The sequence below is a fragment of the Amycolatopsis sp. NPDC051372 genome, assembly GCF_040682095.1.
Classification (GTDB): Bacteria; Actinomycetota; Actinomycetes; order Mycobacteriales; family Pseudonocardiaceae; genus Amycolatopsis.
In genome coordinates, this window is sequence record NZ_JBFBAF010000018.1 from 43,245 (window position 1) to 63,403 (window position 20,159).

18 protein-coding genes are annotated in these 20,159 nt (G+C 69.5%); 13 read left to right on the plus strand and 5 right to left on the minus strand.

Translation table 11 applies throughout. From position 1 onward, the window contains the following. Window positions 1-963, minus strand: a complete 963-nt coding sequence (locus tag AB0M56_RS26175; protein ID WP_364180517.1) for an ABC transporter substrate-binding protein — start codon at window positions 961-963, stop codon at window positions 1-3. A 707-nt stretch (window positions 964-1,670) separates the two neighbouring features. Between AB0M56_RS26175 and AB0M56_RS26180 the strand changes: the two genes are divergently transcribed. The 7 genes from AB0M56_RS26180 to AB0M56_RS26210 all read left to right on the plus strand — a co-directional run bounded on the left by AB0M56_RS26180 (window position 1,671) and on the right by AB0M56_RS26210 (window position 10,011). After that, window positions 1,671-4,805 carry a nitrate- and nitrite sensing domain-containing protein gene (locus AB0M56_RS26180; RefSeq protein WP_364180281.1) on the plus strand — a complete coding sequence of 1,045 codons (3,135 nt, stop codon included), beginning with the start codon at window positions 1,671-1,673 and terminating at the stop codon, window positions 4,803-4,805. A gap of 14 nt (window positions 4,806-4,819) precedes the next feature. Then, window positions 4,820-5,278, plus strand: coding sequence for a roadblock/LC7 domain-containing protein (locus AB0M56_RS26185; RefSeq protein ID WP_220247186.1), 459 nt, complete (start codon window positions 4,820-4,822; stop codon window positions 5,276-5,278). Window positions 5,279-5,305: 27 nt separating this feature from the next. Next, entirely contained in the window at window positions 5,306-6,070 is a 765-nt protein-coding gene (locus tag AB0M56_RS26190) for a DUF742 domain-containing protein (RefSeq protein WP_364180283.1), read from the plus strand. Next, window positions 6,051-6,659 (plus strand): ATP/GTP-binding protein, encoded by a 609-nt coding sequence (locus AB0M56_RS26195; RefSeq protein ID WP_220244630.1) that lies wholly within the window; start codon window positions 6,051-6,053, stop codon window positions 6,657-6,659. Before AB0M56_RS26190 ends, AB0M56_RS26195 begins: the two co-directional genes overlap by 20 nt. 393 nt (window positions 6,660-7,052) lie before the next feature. Then, window positions 7,053-7,478: a roadblock/LC7 domain-containing protein gene (locus AB0M56_RS26200; protein WP_364180285.1), complete on the plus strand. Its 426-nt coding sequence runs from the start codon at window positions 7,053-7,055 to the stop codon at window positions 7,476-7,478. An 840-nt stretch (window positions 7,479-8,318) separates the two neighbouring features. Beyond that, window positions 8,319-9,023 carry a DUF742 domain-containing protein gene (locus tag AB0M56_RS26205; RefSeq protein ID WP_364180519.1) on the plus strand — a complete coding sequence of 235 codons (705 nt, stop codon included), beginning with the start codon at window positions 8,319-8,321 and terminating at the stop codon, window positions 9,021-9,023. A 43-nt stretch (window positions 9,024-9,066) separates the two neighbouring features. Further along, window positions 9,067-10,011, plus strand: coding sequence for a 5,10-methylenetetrahydrofolate reductase (locus AB0M56_RS26210; RefSeq protein ID WP_364180287.1), 945 nt, complete (start codon window positions 9,067-9,069; stop codon window positions 10,009-10,011). Between the two features lie 37 nt (window positions 10,012-10,048). Here AB0M56_RS26210 and AB0M56_RS26215 read toward each other — a convergent pair whose 3' ends face one another. Beyond that, on the minus strand, window positions 10,049-12,289 hold the full coding sequence (locus tag AB0M56_RS26215) for a helicase-associated domain-containing protein (protein ID WP_364180288.1): 2,241 nt from the start codon (window positions 12,287-12,289) through the stop codon (window positions 10,049-10,051). 92 nt (window positions 12,290-12,381) lie between these two features. Between AB0M56_RS26215 and AB0M56_RS26220 the strand changes: the two genes are divergently transcribed. The 4 genes from AB0M56_RS26220 (at window position 12,382) to AB0M56_RS26235 (ending at window position 15,679) form a co-directional block, all read left to right on the plus strand. After that, on the plus strand, window positions 12,382-12,564 hold the full coding sequence (locus AB0M56_RS26220) for a hypothetical protein (protein WP_364180290.1): 183 nt from the start codon (window positions 12,382-12,384) through the stop codon (window positions 12,562-12,564). A 126-nt stretch (window positions 12,565-12,690) separates the two neighbouring features. Next, window positions 12,691-14,088, plus strand: coding sequence for an NAD-dependent malic enzyme (locus tag AB0M56_RS26225; RefSeq protein ID WP_285972095.1), 1,398 nt, complete (start codon window positions 12,691-12,693; stop codon window positions 14,086-14,088). An 89-nt stretch (window positions 14,089-14,177) separates the two neighbouring features. Beyond that, complete coding sequence (gene moaC, locus AB0M56_RS26230; protein WP_364180292.1) at window positions 14,178-14,651, plus strand: cyclic pyranopterin monophosphate synthase MoaC; 474 nt, start codon at window positions 14,178-14,180, stop codon at window positions 14,649-14,651. After that, entirely contained in the window at window positions 14,648-15,679 is a 1,032-nt protein-coding gene (locus tag AB0M56_RS26235; protein ID WP_364180294.1) for a molybdenum cofactor biosynthesis protein MoaE, read from the plus strand. The genes moaC and AB0M56_RS26235 overlap by 4 nt, the downstream gene beginning before the upstream one ends. A 143-nt stretch (window positions 15,680-15,822) precedes the next feature. Here the strand turns inward: AB0M56_RS26235 and AB0M56_RS26240 are convergent, their stop codons facing one another. From AB0M56_RS26240 to moaA, 3 genes are all read right to left on the minus strand, one after another. Then, complete coding sequence (locus AB0M56_RS26240; RefSeq protein WP_364180296.1) at window positions 15,823-16,470, minus strand: transglycosylase family protein; 648 nt, start codon at window positions 16,468-16,470, stop codon at window positions 15,823-15,825. 668 nt (window positions 16,471-17,138) lie between these two features. Then, window positions 17,139-17,390, minus strand: a complete 252-nt coding sequence (locus AB0M56_RS26245) for a MoaD/ThiS family protein (RefSeq protein WP_220244621.1) — start codon at window positions 17,388-17,390, stop codon at window positions 17,139-17,141. Window positions 17,391-17,415: 25 nt separating this feature from the next. Beyond that, window positions 17,416-18,489: a GTP 3',8-cyclase MoaA gene (moaA, locus tag AB0M56_RS26250; RefSeq protein WP_364180298.1), complete on the minus strand. Its 1,074-nt coding sequence runs from the start codon at window positions 18,487-18,489 to the stop codon at window positions 17,416-17,418. 450 nt (window positions 18,490-18,939) lie between these two features. Here moaA and AB0M56_RS26255 point away from each other — a divergent pair, with 450 nt between their 5' ends. Beyond that, the gene (locus AB0M56_RS26255) at window positions 18,940-19,344 is read left to right on the plus strand and encodes a TOBE domain-containing protein (RefSeq protein WP_364180300.1); all 405 of its coding nucleotides are present in this window, start codon (window positions 18,940-18,942) and stop codon (window positions 19,342-19,344) included. Beyond that, complete coding sequence (gene modA, locus AB0M56_RS26260) at window positions 19,341-20,147, plus strand: molybdate ABC transporter substrate-binding protein (protein WP_364180302.1); 807 nt, start codon at window positions 19,341-19,343, stop codon at window positions 20,145-20,147. Before AB0M56_RS26255 ends, modA begins: the two co-directional genes overlap by 4 nt. Window positions 20,148-20,159 lie beyond the last annotated feature (12 nt).

The following is a 20,159-nucleotide window of genomic DNA, read 5'->3' on the forward strand; positions in this document are numbered from 1 at the left end:
TCAGGAGGCGCTCGGCTGCGCCACGATCATCTGCGCGACGTCGATCTTGGCCGGGATCGACCCGAACTGCTGCAGCAGGTCCGGCACGCGCTGCAGACGACGGGCGTCCAGAGTGGACTGGAAGGTGAGCAGCGCGGTGAGCGAGGCGGTGGCCTCGTCGACCTTCGAGAACTGCACCATCAGCGGCTCGATCTTCGAGCGGTCCGCGGATTCCTTGGTGGCGCGCAGCATCGCCCGCTGGAACGCCGCCACGGTCTTCGGGCTCGACGAGGTGAACTTGCCCAGCGAGCCGTAGCCCGCGGTCGGGAAGTCCTGCGTGGCACCGGTCGCGGTGTCGATGATCGGGACGGTGCCGTTGGTCTTCGCCGAGCCGGTGATGAACGGCTCCGTGAGGAAGCCCGCGTCCACGTCGCCGCGCTTCACGGCCGCGCCGATGCTCGGGAACGGCAGGGAAACCCACTGCACCTTGGAGAAGTCCACGCCGTTGTCGCGCATCACGGACTTGGTCAGGGTGTCGCAAATGGTGTTCTGCGCGGTGATGGCGATCTTCTTGCCCGCCAGGTCGCGCACGCTCTTCACCGAGCCGTTGGGCATGGCCACGATCTCGGTGCTCTTCGGGCCGGCCGAGGAGGCGTCGGACACGAACTTGATGTCTGCGTTGCCCTTGCTCTTCGCGATGAAGAACGGCGTGTAGCTCGCGTACGCGACGTCGACCTCTCCGGACAGGAGCTTCGTCACGGACGCGTCACCGCTGGCGGCGTCGACGGACTCGACCTCGAGGCCTTCGTCCTTGAAGTAGCCGTTCTGCACGGCGAGGTGGAACGGCGCGACGTCGATCGTCGGCATGATCGAGACCTTGATCTTCGTCTTCTCGAGTCCCGACGCGCCGTTGGTGCTGCCCGAGTCGTCCGAACCCCCGAGCAGGCCGCAGCCGCTCGCGGTCAGTGCGACGCCGCTCGCCAGGGCGAGGGAGAGGAAGCCACGGCGCCCGAGTCTTGCCTGGCTGCTCCCGGCTGTTTCAAACAATGCCACTCCTTGGAGAATGAGGTCACATGGGTGTTGACCGTGCTGGGTTTGGTGGGTGTGGCTCATTGTCCGGAGTCACGCGGCTACTGTAGAGAAGCGCCGCATCCATCACAATGGGTGTTCATCAACGGTCCGACAGTGGCGCGAATCACTCGATCAGGGGATCGAGGTGGTCGAGTTGAAGATCATCCGGCACGTCGGAGCCAACTACGAATCGGCTTGATCCGCTACTTGGGTGTTCTGGATCGGCTGTCAAGAGGGTTACAAATCACCGAGTCGTTCGCTACCCTCTGCTCCGGCAGTGTGAGGTGTGGACCACCGATGTAGTGAGAGTCAGCCTCGCTGAGAGGCACTCTGCACAGGCCGACGCTCGTCGGCGAACTGGTGGCTTAGGCCTAATGGACCAGTGATCGACCAGTGCGGGGACCGAACGCCATGCAAGTACTGAACCGATTCCGCGTCCAGGGCGGCGCGAAACCGCACCTGGAAGTGGATCTTTTACCCCGAAAGGGTGTAATGGCCCAGGCCGACCGGGCCGCTGAGGTGCCGGGCGGCCTGCCGGGAGCGTGCGGGTAGTGGTCGCGGGCACGGCAGGCTTCAACTCACAAGGTCCCTCGGGCCCGGACGAAGATGGTGATGCGGCGGTGCCGAACGAAGACACCGCGGGGGTGGGAGGGGCCCCTGCGCGCGAAAGCGGGGCGAATCCCGCACGACGGGGTTCGGTCTTCGCGCTGAACAACTGGCGGCTTCGCTCGAAGCTCGCCCTGATCCTGATCATCCCGACGCTCACCGCGCTGGTGCTCGGCGCGTTGCGGGTGGCGGACGACGCGCAGCAGGCCGTGCAGCTCGGCCACACCGCGGACCAGGTCGCGTTCGCGGGCAAGGTGACCGCGGTCATCCACGACCTGCAGGGCGAGCGCAGCCTCGCCGTCGCCCGGATCTCCTCCGGCGACGCGCTGCGCCAGACCGGGCTCGACGCGCAGATCGCGAAGGTCGACCACGACGTCGAGGACCTGCGCAACTCGTTGGTCAACTTGAATCCCGATGACCAGGCCACCGCTGATCGGTACGCCCGCGGAATCCAGCGCCTCGACGCGCTGCGCCCGTTGCGCGCGGCCGTGGGCTCCTCTTCCTACTCGGACGTCGCGGTGCTGGACACCTACTCCTCGATCCTCAACTCGCTGATCCAGCTGGGCCGCGAGGTGACCACCGCGGTCACCGACCGGGACCTGCTGCGCCTGGGCAACAGCACGCAGGCCATCAGCGAGGCCAAGGAGTTCACGCTCCGCGGCGACACGGCCCTGGAGATCGCGGCCTTCCGCAACGGTTTCCCCGGCGACCTCCTCGACGAGACGCGCGCCGCCGAAGCCAGTGGCGACGCGTCGATCGCGGCGTTCCTCGCGAACGCCACCGACGACCAGGTGCAGCTGTACTCCGACACGGTCTCGGGCCCGGAGGTCGACGACCGGCGCCGCATCCAGACGCAGGCGTTCTCCTTCGCGCAGCAAGGCGAAGCGCTCAACATCGACCCGACGCAGCTCGGGCAGGACAGCACCGTCGCCTCCGACAAGATGCGCGCGGTCGAGACGAACCTGCTCACGCAGCTGCGAACCCAAGCCGACGACCTGGCCAGCTCGGCCGTGCGCTCGGCGTGGGTCGGCGGTGTGATCGTGCTCGCGGCCCTCATCGCGGCGCTGATCCTCATGCTCGTGATCGCCCGCCTGATGCTGCGGCCGCTGCGCGTGCTGCGGACCACGGCGCTCGACGTGGCCTACACGAGGCTGCCGGAGACGGTTCAGTCCATTCTGGACGATCCGGATCCGGTCAACGCCTCCAAGAAGGCCGTCGACCCGGTGCCGGTGACCTCACGCGACGAGATCGGTGAAGTGGCGCGCTCGTTCGACGTGGTCCACGGCCAGGCCGTGAAGATGGCCGCCGAACAGGCTCTGCTGCGCGAGAACGTCAACGGCATCTTCGTGAACCTCTCGCGGCGGTCGCAGCGGCTGGTGGAACGCCAGCTCGGTGTGATCGACCGGCTCGAGGCCGACGAGCAGGACCCGGACCACTTGGCGAGCCTGTTCGAGCTCGACCACCTCGCCACCCGGTTGCGGCGCAACGGTGAATCGCTGCTGGTGCTCTCGGGCGCCGGCCTGGCGAAGTCCGTGCCCAAGCCGGTGCCGGCGGCCGACGTGATCGGCGCCGCGGTGTCGGAGATCGAGCAGTACGCCCGCATCGAGGTCGGCATCGTCCCCGAGGTCGCCGTGCAGGGCCTCGCGATCCACGACCTCGTGCACGTGCTCGCCGAACTGCTCGACAATGCGACCTACTTCTCCGAGCCGGAGACGAAGGTCACAGTGCGGGCGGTCGTCACGCGCAAGAAGGCGCTGGCCATCCAGATCACCGACCACGGCGTCGGTATGACGGAGGACCGCCTCGCCGAGGTCAACCAGCGCCTGGCCGACCCGCCGGACCTCGACGTGTCGGTGACGCGGCGAATGGGTCTGTACGTGGTCGCGCGCCTGGCCCAGCGCCACGGCATCGAGGTGCGGCTGCGCGAGAACGAGGACATCGAGGGCGGCGTGATCGCCCGCGTGGTGGTGCCGGCCGAGCTGCTCACGCAGCTGCGCGTGGCCAACCCCATGCCGCGCCACACGCCGCCGCCGCTGAACCGCAACGAGGTCTCGCACCCGAGCCTGCCGCCGGTCAACCGGCAGCAGTTCGACCAGTTCGACTCGCAGTTCGACTCGACGCCACCGCTCCCTTCGGCACCGCCCGCGGCTCCGCCCGCACCGGCCGTGCCGGCGCAGTCCAACGGTGGCCTCGTGCCGCTCGACCAGCCGATCAGCCTCGACGACCTCGTGGCCGGAAACCGCGCTGCCGGGCCGTTCCTGAGCCCGGAGGCGTCGCTGCCCGAGGCGCCGGCGTGGCCGACGGCGGAGGATCTCGCCCCGCTCACCCAGCAGCCCAACGGGGATGGTGCGAGCCTGGCGGAGACCCAGTTCCCGCCGCTGGTGCTCCCGAAGCGCGAACCGAAGTACGTCGCGCCGGAGGAGCCGCAGCGGCAGGAGCCGGCCGTGGACGACGGCGCGTCGGCCCTCGAGGACGACGTGCCCACGCGGCGCCTGCCGATCTACCAGTCGGTGCTTTCGCGGTGGTTCAGCGAGGGCAGCGACGACGGCGAACCCGGTGCGGCCGACGAGCTCGGCGCCCCGGCAGCCGAAGCGGCTCTGGCCGAGGCTCCGGTCGAACCGGAAGCCGCCGGGGCCCGCGAGGCCGCAGCGGCCAACGGATCCTCGGCTGCCTCGGTGGCGGCTGAGGAGCCGGCCGGGATCGGCGGCGCCTTCGACAGCCGTGAGGAGGAGCCGATCGAAGCAACGCCTCTCTACCCCGGTTCCGACGACGGCTGGAGCAGCGCGTCGGACGAGGGCTGGCAGGCCGCGCAGTCGCTGCTGGAGAAGAAGGCCGAGGAGATCACGCCGGCGGGCCTGCCCAAGCGGGTGCCCAACGCGTACCTCGTGCCGGGCTCGATCGGCGGTGACTCCGCACCGAATGACCAGCACAATTCGTTCACCGACGCGACTTCCGGTCTGCCCGGAACGGGTGCTATCACCCGCTCGGCCGCCGCGGCCCGCAACAGGATGGCAAGCTTCCAGCGTGGGTACACCTCCGGACGGCACAGTTTGAAGGAACGGCCGGCCGACGAAGCCCGGCTCGACGACGAAGGCGTACGAGTCACCGGGTCCGGGTATGTGAGCGACAGCAGTGAGGAGCGACAGTGACACGGGCGGGTGCAGTGCAGCCGGGGGGCGGCTCGGCGCAGCCGAACGGCAGGGCCGGCGGCGGCGTGGCGGGCAGCTTCGCGTGGCTGATCACGGACTTCGTCCACCGGGTTCCGGGCGCGGCCCACGCGGTGGTCGTTTCGGCCGACGGGCTCCTGCTCGCGGCTTCGCGGGGGCTGCCGAAGGACCGGGCCGACCAGCTGGCGGCGGTCGCCTCCGGGCTGACCAGCTTGGCGCGCGGCGCGGCGAAGGTGTTCGAAGGCGGCCCGGTCGCGCAGACCGTGGTCGAGATGGCCAACGGCTTCCTCTTCCTGATGTCGGTCTCCGACGGCTCGTGCCTCGCGGTGCTGGGCGCGCCGGACAGCGACATCGGTCTCGTCGTATACGAGATGACGTTGCTGGTCGAACGAGTCGGCCAGCAGCTGACGCCGGAAATGCGCGCGCAACTGCAGGGCGCTGCGATCCGCCGCTAGGCGGATCGGGAACTTCAGGAGCAGACCGTGGACGACGGGCGCTTGAGGGGCGATGGCCGGCTCGGTGACGATTTCACCGGCGGTTGGGCCGAGGCCGGCGATGGCCGGGAGGACTGGAAGTCCTTCCGGGATCGAGTGGACCGCGAGTGGCGCGCCCGGCGCGCCACGGGATCCGACGCGGACCCGGTGCGGGAGCCGCCGAACTGGCTGACGGACTCAAACGCCGGGCAGCAGCCGATCACCGGCGAGTACCGCGACCGCCTCCTGGGTGGTCCGGGCGCCGAACTGTTCGGCGGCGCGAGCGGGCCGCTGTACGACTCCGCGGAGTTCGCGGCGTTCAGCGCGCAGCGCGACGGCTCGCCGGGACCGTCGTCCAATGAGCTCGCCGAAGCCCTGCCGCAGCAGGCCGCGGGCGAGTACGTGGACGAACCTCCGGTGGCCGAGGTGGAGACGTCCGGGCTCGTGCGCCCGTACTTCCGCACGCGCGGCCGGACGAAGCCGACCTACGACCTCGCGATCGAGGCACTGGTCTCGACCAGCGAGCAGGGGCGCGTGCTCGACCGCGTGCGCGTGCCCGAGCACCGGTCCATCTGCGATCTGTGCATCGACACCCGGTCGGTGGCCGAGGTGGCGGCGCTGCTGCGCCTGCCGCTCGGCGTCGTGCGGGTGCTCATTGGTGACGTGGCGGGTCTCGGACTGGTGCTGGTGCACACGAGCAGCAGCACGACCTCGGGCGACCGCCCCAGTATCGAGTTCATGGAAAGGGTGCTCAGTGGGCTTCGGAGAATTTGACTCCGACGCGAACACACCGCAGGTGACAGGTCCGACCTCGTCGGCCAAGATCGTGGTCGCGGGTGGGTTCGGTTCGGGCAAGACGACAATGGTCGGGGCGATTTCGGAGATCGACCCGCTGACCACCGAGGCCATGATGACCGAGGCGAGTGTCGGCCACGACGACACTTCGGCCACGCCGAACAAGACGACCACCACGGTCGCCATGGACTTCGGCCGGATCTCGCTCGACTCGGACCTCGTGCTGTACGTGTTCGGCACGCCGGGCCAGCACCGGTTCTGGTTCATGTGGGACGACCTCGCCGTCGGTGCGATCGGCGCCGTGGTGCTGGTGGACACGCGGCGGCTCGCCGACGCGTTCCCGTCCATCGACTTCTTCGAGAACCGGAAACTGCCGTACGTGGTCGCGATCAACTGCTTCGACCGGTTGCTGCACCACCAGATCGAAGACGTGCGGCACGCGCTGACGATCTCCCCGTCGGTGCCGATCATGGCCTGCGACGCGCGCGAGCGTGACTCCGCCAAGCAGGTGCTGATCTCGGTCGTGCAGCACGCCATCGCTCACGACACGGCACTGAGGGCAGGCTAGAACCCGAGTACCCGAAACCGGGTGCGGCCGTTGGAGTGAACTCCACGTGCTTCACCCGCTTCGGGGAGTGGTGCCTCCGACCGGGGTAGGGCTCCCCGCTCGCTCTTCGGTACGGTCGGGGCCGGCAAGGCCCGAACGGGCAGCCGAACGGCCGGTGACCTGCGCAGACACCCCGCTGCGCACAGTTGCCGGCGCCACCACCGAGTGACCCACGTATGCGTGGTCCCGTATGGGTTCGCGCGATGCGCGTGCGTATGAGTACGCACAGTGCACGGGCGCTCGCCCGACGCGGGCTCGACAGTGTCGGGCGGGTGAATACGCTGGAACGGGTTCTTCACGCCCGCTCGGCGATCATGGCGGTGTTCGGCGGTGTTCGACCAGTTTGGAGGGACAGTGACCGTTTCCGGCCAGGAAGGCCAGGGCACGTTCAGCTGGCTGATCACGGATTTCGTGCGCCGGGTGGCCGGCGCCGCCCACGCCGTGCTGGTGTCGGCTGACGGTCTCCTGCTCGCGCCGTCGGAAGGTCTGCCGCAGGAGCGCGCCGAGCAGCTCTCGGCCGTCGCGTCGGGCCTCGTGAGCCTCACTCAGGGCGCCGCACGGTGCTTCGAGGCCGGTGGTGTGAACCAGACCGTGGTCGAGATGGAGCTCGGGTACCTGTTCCTGATGTCGGTGTCCGACGGGTCGTCGCTGGCCGTGCTGGCCGCCCCCACGTGCGACATCGGCACGGTCGCGTACGAGATGACGCTGCTCGTGGAGCGCGTCGGCCAGCAGATCACGCCCGAACTGCGCGCCCAGCTCCAGGGCGGGGTGCGTGGTTAGTACATGAGGATCTCCGGCTTCGGCGAGCAGGACACGGGCGCCTGGGACGCGCTGCACAAGGGCACCGACCGCGAAGGCGTGGACTCGCCGAGCCATTTCGAGCTGAGCACGCTGAAGACGATGCTGCCGCACCGGCGGCCGGCTGCTTCCGCTGTGCCGCCGCCTGCGCCTGTTCGTCCGGTTGCTCCTGTTCCTGCTTCTCCCGGGTCTTCGTCTTCTTCGTCTTCTGATTACTACGACGATGACGGGTACGAGTGGGTCGAGGACGGCGAGTCGGGGTACTGGGAGGAGACCGGGACCTCCTCGGGGTACTACGACGCCGAGTCGTACTTGACGCACGAGGACCGTCAGGTTCCGGAGGACTCGGCTTATTACCAGGCTCCGGAGCGGCGGCATTTGGCTGCGGTGGAGGAGCCGGCTGGTGGGGCCGGGTACGAGCAGGATGCTGCTCATGCGTCGGGGTACCAGCCTGTTCCGGAGTCCGCCGGCTACGAGCGGACGCCTGCTTCGGATGCCGCGTACGCCTCGGGTTATCACCAGGTGCCGGCTTCGGATGCTTACGCGTCGGGGTACCAGCCGACTCCTACTGCGGATGCTTACGCATCGGGGTACCACCAGGCTTCCGCTTCGGATCCTTACGCCTCGGGGTACCAGCACGCTGAGCCGTATTCCGCTGGCTACCACCAGCTGCCTGCTGCTGACGTGGACTATCCGACGGAGTACACCCGTGCTGTCGCACCGGATTCGCACCCCGCCGAGCGCCACCAGGCACCTGCCACCGAGTACTCCTCGGGCTACTTCGAAGCGCCTGCCTCCGAGTCGACCGGCCGCCACGCCGTCGTGGCGCCTTCGCACTCGGACCAGCGTGGCCGCCGCGCCGCCGTCGACACCGCCGACCGCGATCGGCCCTACCGCCCCACCCCGGCCGACGTCGGCTACCTCCCGCCGGCCGACAACCAGCACCGCCTCGCCGAACCCCCGGAGCGCACCACCGGCCGCCGCCGCGCGCCCGAACCCGTTGCGCCGCAGCATGATTCGTACCCGGCTGAGCCGTACTCGCCCGAGCCTGCCGCGTACCAGCCTGAAGCCGAGCAGTACGCGGCTGAATCCGTTACGACACAACAGGATCAGTACGCGGCCGGGCCGTACTCGCCTGAGTCCGAACAGACGTGGTCCCGCGAAGACCCGCCCCCAGCGGCAAAACCGGCCAAATCCCGCGTCCGCCCCTACGCCCGCACCCGCGGACGCACCCGCTCCGACCACAACCTCGCCCTCGAAGCCCTCGTCTCCACCAGCGACGACGGTCGCCGCTACCGGGGCGTGCGCTCCATCGAGCACCGCCGCATCTGCGACCTCTGCCTGGACACCCGCTCGGTCGCCGAGATCGCCGCCCACCTCCACCTGCCACTCGGCGTGGTGAAAATCCTGGTCGGCGACATGGCCGACATCGGCCTGGTCCTCATCCACCAAACCGAACTCGTCCTGGGCGACCGCTCCTCGCGCGACTTCATGGAGCGCGTCCTGCAGGGCCTGCGCAACCTCTGACGGGGGAGCGCCGCGCGACGGATGAAGCTGCTAGCTTCCGGGCATGGTGGACGACAGTGACAGAGCGGCTCTTCGGACGTTGGTGACCGATGCGGGCAGCGAGATCTTGTTGTTCGGGATTACGCCGCCCCGTCTGAGTACTGATCCCGAGCGGATCCGGGAGATCACCGCGGCGACGTTGGCGCGGTTGGGCTCCTTGGAGGTGGACGGTCTGGCGTTGTACGACATTGACGACGAGAGTGACCGTAACCCGGCGGAGCGGCCGTTTCCGTACCTGCCGACCCTTGATCCCGCTGTGTATCACGCGGAATACCTCGGCGAGTGGAACCGTGCGGTGGTCGTCTACCGCTGTGTGGGCAAGTACACCGAGGCGCAGTTGCGGGCCTGGTTGCAGACGGCCGAGGCGGACAGGGTGCTCAGTGTGTTCGTCGGTGCGTCTTCGAAGGACAAGGAGGTGCGGACTCGCCTGTCGCGGGCTCAGGCGCTGCGCCGGGACGCTCGCCCGGACCTGCTGCTGGGCGGTATCGCCATCACTGAACGCCGCGACGAGCATCGGCGGCTGATCGCCAAGCAGCAGGCGGGCTGTGCGTATTTCATTTCGCAGGTGATCTACAGCTCCGACGCGGCGAAGAGCATGGTCTCCGACTACTTCTACGCTTGCCGCGAGCAGCACCTGGAACCGAAGCCCGTGGTGTTCACGCTCTCGGTGTGTGGCTCGGTGAAGACGCTGGCCTTCCTCAAGTGGCTCGGCGTCCACGTCCCGCGCTGGCTGGAAAACTCGCTGCGTCATGCCGATGACACGCTGGCCGAGTCCTACCAGCACTGCCTGGCGACCGCCCGTGACCTGATCGCCTTCTGCCGCAAACTCGGTCTGCCCTTCGGGTTCCTGGTTGAAAGCGTGTCCATCCGCAAGGCCGAGATCGAGGCATCGGTCGCCCTCGCCGGCGAGCTGAGCCGACTGCTCGAACGGGGCAGACCATCCGTGTGATGCAGGACCTGCGCAACCTGCGAGGGCGGTGGAGGGCCTACTCCTCCACCAACGCGGCCGAAGTGATCCGGTGCAACGGGTACCGCTCGTGATCCGTCCCCTCCAGCACGCCGCCGCCGACGCGGACCGGGCGCACGACGCGCTGGCTGGCCGTGCCGCGGGAGTCGACGAAGCCGATCCACACTTCGCGGCGTTCGAGGGTTGCGCGGGAGAGCAGTTCCAGTGTCGAGGTGGTGTCGGCGCCGCCGCCGGAGGGGGCGCGGACGGCGGAGCCTCGGCGGCGGGCGGTGGCGGCGTCGCCGGCGCGGAGGTTGGCGACGATGCGCGTGGCCTGGTCGTCGGTGAGGACGGCCTGCTCGCCGGGGCGCGCGCGGGCCGCGCGGGCGCGCGCGGGGAGGCGGCGGCCGGACGGGCGGATGTCGACGACGCGGCCGTCGGGGCCTTCGGCGGCGGGGGCGAAACCCGCGCCGCGCAAGGCTTCCAGGACTTCGCCGAGTGGCACGGGGCTGATGAGGACGGTCGGCGCGATCATGCGCAGGTCGTACTCCGCGGCGACGGGGTGGGCGAGCACCTCGGCCAGCAAGGCCTCATCGTCACAACGAAGGAACGACCCGGCGGCGCCGCCGCGGAGGCGGCCGTGGCGGCGGGCGACGTCGTCGATCAGGTAGGTGAGCGACTGCGGCACGGGGGTGGCGGACTTGGCGCGGAACAGCGCGTGCAGCTCGTCGGCGGTGCGGCCGGTGTCGAGGGCGCGGCGCACGGTCGGCTCGGTGACGCGGTAGACCGTCGCGTGCCCGGCCGACTCGATGTCGGCGACGGCGGCCATGGCGGTCGCCAGCTCGGGCTCGAGCGGTCCCGGCGCGACGACCGTGAGGTCCGCCTGCACCAGCACGTGGTCGACGGGCTTGGGCAGCGCGTCGTGCATCGCCTCGACGGCGCCGGGGCGGTCGTCCTCCAGCAGCAGCCGCGTGGCGGTGGTCAGCGCGCCCAGTCCGACCAGGCCCAGCGCCGACGCCTCGGCCATCGTCCAGCGCACGGTCTCGTCCCGCAGCCGTCCGCCCCGTCGCGGCGCGCGCCACGCGAGCACGGCCACCAGCTCGTCCACGCTCTTCACGCCGGACCCAGGCGCCAAATCCCCCAAAGCAACCAGCACCCGGCGACGCGAAACCGGCGCGAGCGGGCGACGCAGATCCTCCGACAACGGCGCGATCGGCTTGTCCTTCGCGTCTCGCCCGCCGGCGAGCCCGGGCAGCCGCGGCAGCTCCAGCCACGCCTGCGCGAGGGTCATCCAGCGCTGCACCGTCGGCGACGCGAGCCACGAGTCCGTGAGCGTCGTCGGCACCCACTCGGGCGTCGTCGCCTCGCTGTCGGCCACCAAGCCGGCGCCCGTGGCCAGCTCCGCGACGAAGGAAGCGCGCGCCTCGTCGGACTCCAGGTCCTTCGCCAGCTTCCGCAACTCCCGCACGCCCAGCCCTCCGGACTTGAGCACGGGCGGCGGTGTGACCGACCACGAACGCAGCAGTGTTTCTGTCTGCCGCAACAATTCCATCGCCTCGCCGGCCGCCGTGGAATCCACAGTGTCCGTCTGATGTGGATGGACGGGCAGCTCCGGCTCGACCAGTGTGGCCGCCTCGAACGCCACCCCGCCGCGCAGCAACAGCCCCAGCTCGCGCGGCAGCTCCACCGTCTGGTCGTCGCGGCGCAGCAACAGCGAGCGCGCTAGCAGCTTCTGCACGGGCGTGGCCGCATCGGAGAGCGAGACGTCGAAGCTCGCGTCACGCGTGCGCCCGATCGGTGGGCCCGCGGCCAGCGCCGTGAGCACCTTGCGCTCGTCCTCGCCGACCTCCGCCAGCCGCGCGGCCAAGTCCGAAGCCGCCAACGCCGGCGACGGCGCCCCGAGGCCCGCCGGGAACGGCCCCAGCGCGTCGCGCGCCGCCGGGGGCACCCTCAGCTCGTCGTCCGCGCCCCACACCAGCGCCCGCGCACGCAACCGCGCCAGCGGGCCCGAAATGTCTGTTCCGAGCAGTGTTGCGACAGAAGCCAGCGAAACCGGCGCGGTGTCCGCTCCCGCCACGAGGAAGCCGTCGAGCACGGCCAACGTGAACGTGTCGAGGTCCTCGCAAGCGCGCGCGACGGAGCCCGGTGTGCCGGCGCGCGTGGCCAGCACGGTGGTGTCGGAAGGCGGCGGGGTCGACAGATCGCGACGGGTGCGCAGCAGGTCGGCGAGTGCGTCGTCGGACTCCGCACGCAGCCAGTCCGCCAGAGAGGTCGCGGGCATAGACGTCCAGGATACCGGGCGGGTGAGCGGGCGCCGGGGGTGTTCGGGCAGACTGTGGGCGAACCGGCGGCACCAGGTCAATGGAGGGCGTTGTGGCGAAGGGCGAGAACGGCAGGAAAAAGGGCATCGACCCCACCTGGCCGGCGGAAGACGGTGAGCACCCCGTGTCGGAGCTCGCGTCCGACCGTCAGGGCGCGCTGTCGCCCTTCGGCGACCTGACCTTCCCTCTCGACACGGTGCCCTACGTGCACCCGGACACGGAAATCAACCGCTGATTCCCGACTTCTCGGGAAACGACCGTAGTTACTGGTCGGTCACCCGGTTGGGGTCGGGTGGCGGCGGTCACGGGGCTAGTGTTCGAAGTGTCCTAGCCACAGGTTTCCCAGCGGGGAGTTAGTGCCATGCCGGTTCCCGGTCCCGGGTATTCGATCACCGTCCGGGTCGAGGCCCCGGCTTCCTCCACGGCCGCCGGTGACCTCACCACCGCCGTCGGCCGTGTCGGCGGGGTGCTCACGGCGTTCGACGTCGTCGAGTCGCACGCCGACACGATCGTGGTCGACATCAGTGCCAACGCGCTGTCGGAGAACCACGCGCAGGACATCACCCAGGCGCTCGACTCGCTGCCGGGCGTGAAGGTCCGCAAGGTCTCCGACCGGACGTTCCTGATCCACCTCGGCGGCAAGATCGAGGTCACGCCCAAGGTCGCGCTCCGCAACCGTGACGACCTCTCCCGCGCGTACACGCCGGGTGTTGCCCGAGTGTGCCAGGCGATCGCCGCGAACCCCGAGGACGCGCGCCGCCTGACCATCAAGCGCAACACCGTGGCCGTGGTCACGGACGGCTCGGCCGTGCTCGGCCTCGGCAACATCGGCCCGGCCGCCGCGCTGCCCGTGATGGAGGGCAAGGCGGCGCTGTTCAAGAAGTTCGCGGGCGTCGACGCGTGGCCGGTGTGCCTGGACACGCAGGACACCGAGGAGATCATCAAGATCGTCAAGGCGATCGCTCCGGTCTACGCGGGGATCAACCTCGAGGACATCGCCGCGCCGCGCTGCTTCGAGATCGAGGCGCGCCTGCGTGAGCAGCTCGACATTCCGGTGTTCCACGACGACCAGCACGGCACGGCGATCGTCGTGGTCGCGGCCCTGCGCAACGCGCTGCGCGTGGTCGGCAAGGAGATCGAGGACTGCAAGATCGTGGTCAGCGGCGTCGGCGCGGCCGGCTCGGCGATCATCCGGCTGCTGCTGCGCAAGAACCCGGGTGACATCGTGGCCGCCGACATCGACGGCATCGTCCACCCCGACCGCGGCAACCTCGACGACAACCTCACCTGGATCGCGAACCACACCAACCGCGACAAGCAGGCCGGCACGCTGCACGAGGCGCTTGTGAACGCGGACGTCTTCATCGGCGTTTCCGCCCCGAACCTCTTCGGCGCCGACCAGGTGGCGACGATGAACAAGGACGCCGTGGTCTTCGCGCTGGCCAACCCGGACCCGGAGATCGACCCGCTCGAGGCGCAGCAGCACGCCGCCGTGGTCGCCACCGGCCGCAGCGACTTCCCGAACCAGATCAACAACGTGCTGGCGTTCCCCGGCGTCTTCCGCGGCCTGCTCGACGCAGCCGCGCACAACATCGACGACAACATGCTGCTCGCGGCCGCCGATGCGATCGCCGACGTGGTGGACCAGAGCCGGCTCAACGCGTCGTTCATCGTGCCGAGCGTCTTCGACAACGCGGTGGCCCCGGCCGTCGCGGAGGCCGTGAAGGCGGCCGTCCGCGCGGAAGCCACGGCTGGCTGAGCTTCTCAGACCCCAGGAGGCCCCGTCATCGCCAACCGCGGTGACGGGGCCTTTTTGTCGGCCGGACACCGCTGGCATAGCCTCCTGGGGTGAGTGAACTCAGCCACGTCGACGAAACCGGCGCCGCGCGGATGGTCGACGTATCCGGCAAGACGGCGACTGCGCGCACGGCGCTCGCCGGCGGCACGGTGCACACCACCGCCGAAGTGGTGAATCTGTTGTCCGCCAACGGGTTGCCGAAGGGCGACGCATTGGCGACGGCCCGGATCGCCGGCATCATGGGCGCCAAGCGCGTGCCGGAACTCATCCCGTTGTGCCACCAGATCGCGTTGTCCGGCGTGAAAGTGGAGTTCGACCTGGACGGGAGCGCCGTCCACATCAGCGCGACGGCGAAGACCACCGACGTCACCGGCGTCGAGATGGAGGCCCTCACGGCGGTCGCGGTCGCGGGGCTCACGCTGCACGACATGATCAAGGCCGTGGATCCGGCGGCGACGCTCGACAACGTCCGCCTGATCCGCAAGGACGGCGGCAAGACCGGCACGTGGGAGCGGAAGTCATGAGCGAGGCACGAGTGATCGTGGCGTCCAACCGCGCCGCGAAGGGCGTCTACGAGGACAAAACCGGGCCGGTGCTCGTGGAGTGGCTCGCGGCGCACGGTTACGCGGTGCCCGACCCGGCGGTCGTCGAGGACGGCGAACCGGTGGGGATCGCCTTGCGCGCGGCGGTTTCCGAGGGCGTCGCGGTGGTCCTGACCACAGGCGGCACGGGCATTTCGCCGACGGACCGCACTCCGGACGTCACGCGCGAAGTGCTGGACTACGAGCTTCCGGGCGTCGCGGACGCGATTCGCTCCGCGGGCCTGCCGCACGTGCCGACGGCCGTGTTGTCGCGCGGCCTCGCGGGTGTCGCTGGCCGCACGCTCGTCGTCAACCTGCCCGGCTCGCGCGGCGGCGTGAAGGACGGGTTGGGCGTGCTGGAGGGAATCCTCGACCACGCCGTGGACCAGCTCGCCGGCGGCGACCACTCGCGGCCTGCTTCAGAAGAGCTGGCCAAGGCCGAACAAGCCGCGGAGTCCACGGAAAACTCGGCTTCCGTCGCCGACGCGCTCGCGGCGGACTCGCTCCCGGCGGATCCGCTCGAAGCCAAAACCCCGAGCACACCCGCGGTCCGCATCCTGCGCGCGGAGGTCAGCGACCAGCCGCTGTCCGTCGACGACCACGCCCGCCTCGTGGAGGACGACGCGGCCGGCGCCGTCGTCACCTTCGGCGGGGTCGTGCGCGACCACGACGGCGGCAAGGGCGTGCTCGACCTCGTCTACGAGGGCCACCCCACCGCGGGCGAGGTGCTCGCCCAGGTCGTCACCGAGCTCGCCACGGGCTGGACGGGCGTCCGCGCCGTGGCCGTGAGCCATCGAGTCGGCCCGCTCGCCATCGGCGACGTGGCGCTGGCGTGCGCTGTCGCCGCCGAACACCGCGGCCAGGCCTTCGCGGCCTGCGCGGAGCTCGTCGACGAGGTGAAGGCCCGGCTCCCGATCTGGAAGCACCAGCACTTCACCGACGGCTCCGACGAATGGGTCAACTCACCCTGATCCGCCGCGGCCGTGGCCGTTCGTCAGACCCCACGAAGGGCCCCACCGCCGGGGGAAATTCGCGGTGGGGCCCTTTCGTCGGATCACAGCCAACCGAACGCTGCGCCCTGAAGGACTTCACGACCTCACGAGGAGGTCAGGAGTCACTTGGTGGCGATCTTCTGACCGACCAGGATCAGGTCGGGGTTCGGGATGTAGGCCTTGTTCAGGTTCTGCAGCTTCGAGAAGCCACCCTGAACGTTGAGCTGCTTGGCGATCTTCGACAGGCTGTCGCCGGACACGACGGTGTAGTCACCGTTCGGGTTCGAGCTCGGCACGCCGGTGACCGGAGTGCTGGCGACCTTCTTGGGGGCGCTCGTGCTCTTCTTCGGGGTCGCCTTCTTGGTGGTCGACTTCGAGGTCGACTTGGTCGACTTCGTCGACTTGTGCGCGGCGGTCGAGCCGCCGGCACCCTTGCCGTAGCAGTTCGGCCACGCGCCGCCGCCCTGGCCCGCGAGAACGCGCTCGGCCACGGCGATCTGCTGCTCGCGGGAAGCGTTCGCCGCGCTGCCGGTGCCGCCGTAGGCCTTCCAGGTGCTCTGCGTGAACTGCAGGCCGCCGTAGTAGCCGTTGCCGGTGTTGGTGTTCCAGTTGCCGCTGCTCTCACACTGCGCGACAGCGTCCCAGTTGGTCGCCGACGCGGGGGTCGCGGCGATCGCGATGGGCGCGCCGACCGCGATACCCGCGACAGCGACGCGGGCGATGGTGCGGGTGGCGGCGGACATCTTGCGGTGCTTGCCTCGGTAAGACATGGGAATACTTCTCGGTTTTCCTGCGCCTACGAGCCCGAAGGCTGAGGGCCGGGTTGGGAGCCCGTCCGCCCGTTGCCGGGCGGCAGACGCGGACAGCGCACGACGCGCGGTCTTCGTCCCCTCGTCCCTGTCCGGAAATGCTTTCGCTCGGGGTATGGGTCCGGGGATCCGCTGGACAGGGCTAGGCACTACGGATTCCCGGTCTTGCTCGGTCGGTCGGGGCCAACCGAAAAGCGACGGTACGTAATGAGAGCCGTGATCGGAAATTATTCGGCATGTGACCTACGTCATAGTAACAGCACGCAACCTCTCGCGATCGGCATGTTTGCGCAGGTCAGAGGGCCGTTATCTGCCCGTTTTCTGCCAGGGATATTTCACGGATCGTGAGGCTTGGATCACGTCGATAAGGCGTCAACGGTCCATTCGCGCAGCCATTGAGTCGGGCACCTTAAACCACTCAGTGCGAAGTCCGCCAGTGCTCGCCGAGTGGTTCTGTTGGGGTCCGGGAATACGCCGTGAGCGAACTACTCCGGAGAGTAGGTATTGACGAAAATGGCCGCTCACGGCGCCTTGAGCGCCGCTCGGCGTGGTCCGGACCAAATGGCCGGACAGGAGGGTTCGAGAGCCCAGTGAGCCACTGAGCCGGGTCTGACGGGGTCTCGCGAGGGTCAGCCGCCGGCGAAGGGCGGGAGTACGTCGAGTTGCGCTCCGTCACTGAGGGCGCGATTCTGATTACGGACGGCAACCTCGTTCAACAGGAAGCTCGCCGCGTCGAGGATGCGCGGCAGCGGTCCCGGATGCAGCTCGCGCACCAGGCGGACGGCGTCCGCGACGGTCGAGCCCTCGGGAAGCTTCAGCTTCTCCTCTTCCACTCCCGCCGCCGCGCGGGCGGAGGCGAAGTAGCGGACCAGCACGGTCATCGGTTCCAGGGATGGGGGTGACATGTCATCCGCCGATCGCACTCATGGGCCGGATCGGCTGCGCGAACCCGGCTTCGTTGATCTCGTGGCCCGCGAGCTTGCCCCACATCGTGGCCCGCCACGCGTCCGCCACCTCCTCATCGCGCGCGCCCGCGCGCACGAGGGCGCGCAGGTCCGTCTCGTCGTTGGAGAAGAGGCAGGAGCGCACCGCGCCGTCGGCCGTGAGCCGGGTGCGCTCGCACGCGGCGCAGAACGGCCTGGTCACCGACGCGATCACACCCACGTCGCCGGGTCCGCCGTCGACCAGCCATCGCTCGGCCGGCGCGCCGCCGCGGGCGGCCGGGAACGGCGACAGCGAGAACTCCTCGCCCAGCATGCGCAGGATCTCCTCGGCCGTGATCATTTCGCCGCGGTTCCAGCCGTGCTGCGCGTCGAGCGGCATCTGCTCGATGAACCGCAGGTGGTAGCCCTCGTCGAGGCAGAACCGCAGCAGCGACACGGCCTCGTGCTCGTTGATCCCGCGCATCAGCACGGAGTTGACCTTCACCGGCGCCAGCCCCGCGTCGCGCGCGGCGGCGAGGCCCGCCAGCACGTGGGACAGGCGGTCGCGGCGGGTGATCTGCTCGAACAGGGCGCGGTCCACGGTGTCGAGCGACACGTTGATCCGGTCCAGGCCGGCCTCGGCGAGGCGCTTCGCCCGCTTCGCGAGCCCGATCCCGTTGGTGGTCATGGAAACCCGCGGCCGAGGCTCGAGCGCGGTGATGCGCGCCACGATGTCCTCCAGACCCGGGCGCAGCAACGGCTCGCCGCCGGTCAGGCGGATGTCGGTGACGCCCAGCGTCTCGACGGCGATGCGCATCAGCCGCACCAGCTCGTCGTCGCTGAGCACCTGCTCGCCGGGCATCCAGTCGAGGCCTTCGGCGGGCATGCAGTACGTGCAGCGCAGGTTGCAGCGGTCTGTGAGCGAAACCCGCAGATCCGTGGCCACGCGGCCGAACTGGTCGAGCAGGCCCGGATGATCGGGGCGGGGCGCCGAGGGCGCGCCGGACGAACCTCGTGTACCGGGGACGCGAGGAAACCCGAGATGTACTGCCGTCATTACTCACAGCTTAACTCGTGAACGCCGGAAAAGCCGACCCGTCCTTATCCTCGGACGCTCCCGGGAACGGACTTCCGGCGGCGTGTCGTGACCTGCGCGTGACGGTCCGCGCACGGGCCGCGGCAGACGGTGCGCGCGCCGGCTCCGTGAGGACTGGCCGGAATCGACCGCACCGCCTCCGGCCTCGCGGGATGCACCGCAGAACCCCTGGTGGTGACGTGGATTACGCAGCCGCCGCGACTGTCCACACCGGCTGTGACGCGGGTCATCCGCCCGCGTGGGCGACGGTGGCCGTGGTCGGTCGCGGACGGCTCCTGGGGCTCTCCGGGCGGGCCCGGTGAAAACTTCGAGCGTTATCAGAACGCAATAATCAAGGAGTTGCACAACGAAGTGCTCGACAATTCACGTTTCACATAGCTTTTCCTCAACTGCGGCGATAATCTTCCGGTCATGCCGCAATTTCGGTTGTCCGAGGCCGCTCGGCTCCTCGGCGTCAGTGACGACACCGTCCGGCGCTGGGTCCGCGGCGGTCAGTTGACCGCGACGGACGACGCCGCCGGCCGAAAGGTCGTCGACGGTGCCCAGCTGGCGGGGTTCGCCCGCGCGCAGGCCGCCGGTCCCGAGGACCCGTCGGCAGTCGGCCGCTCCGCCCGCAACCGCTTCGTGGGGCTCGTCACCGAGGTCATCGCCGACAAGGTGATGGCCCAGGTCGAGCTGCAGTGCGGGGCGCACCGAGTGGTGTCACTGATGAGTTCAGAAGCCGTCCGCGAGCTCGGGTTGCGCCCGGGTGTGCTCGCGGTGGCCGTTGTCAAGGCGACCACCGTCGTGGTGGAGACCCCGGAAGGAAACAGATGAAGAAGCTCGCCATCGCCGTAGCGGCGGTCGCGTTGTTGGCCGGTGCGTGCAGCGCGAACGACGAGGCCAGCACCAGTCCGGGCTCCGGCGGCCCGGCGGTGCCCTCGCCCGCCGGCTCGAGCGCGACGGGCACGCTCACGGTGTTCGCCGCCGCGTCGCTCACCGAGTCGTTCAACGAGCTCGGCAAGGAGTTCGAGGCGGCGCACCCGGGTGTCACCGTCAAGTTCGACTACGAGGGCTCGTCGGCGCTCGTGCAGAAACTGGACAACGGGGCCAAGGCCGACGTGTTCGCCTCCGCCGACCAGGCCAACATGGACAAGGCCGTGCAGGGCGGCGTGATCGACGGGCAGCCGACGGTGTTCGCCACCAACAAGCTGGCGATCGCCGTGGCCAAGGGCAACCCCAAGGGCATCAAGACCTTCGCGGACCTGAACAAGGGCGGCCTGACCGTGGTCGTCTGCGCGCAGCAGGTGCCGTGCGGCTCGGCGACCAAGAAGGTCGAGGACAACACCCACGTCACGCTGAAGCCGGCCAGCGAGGAGACCGACGTCAAGCAGGTGCTGGCGAAGGTGCAGTCGGGTGACGCCGACGCGGGCCTGGTCTACGTCACCGACGCGACCTCGGCCGCGGACAAGGTCGACAAGGTGGACTTCCCGGAGGCTTCCGGCGCGATCAACAGCTACCCGATCGCCGTCGTGAAGGACGCTCCGCAGGCCGCTCTGGCCAAGGAGTTCAACGACTTCGTGCTCGGCGCGCAGGGCAAGGCCGAGCTGACCAAGATCGGGTTTGGCCCGGCTCAGTAAGGGGCGACGCGG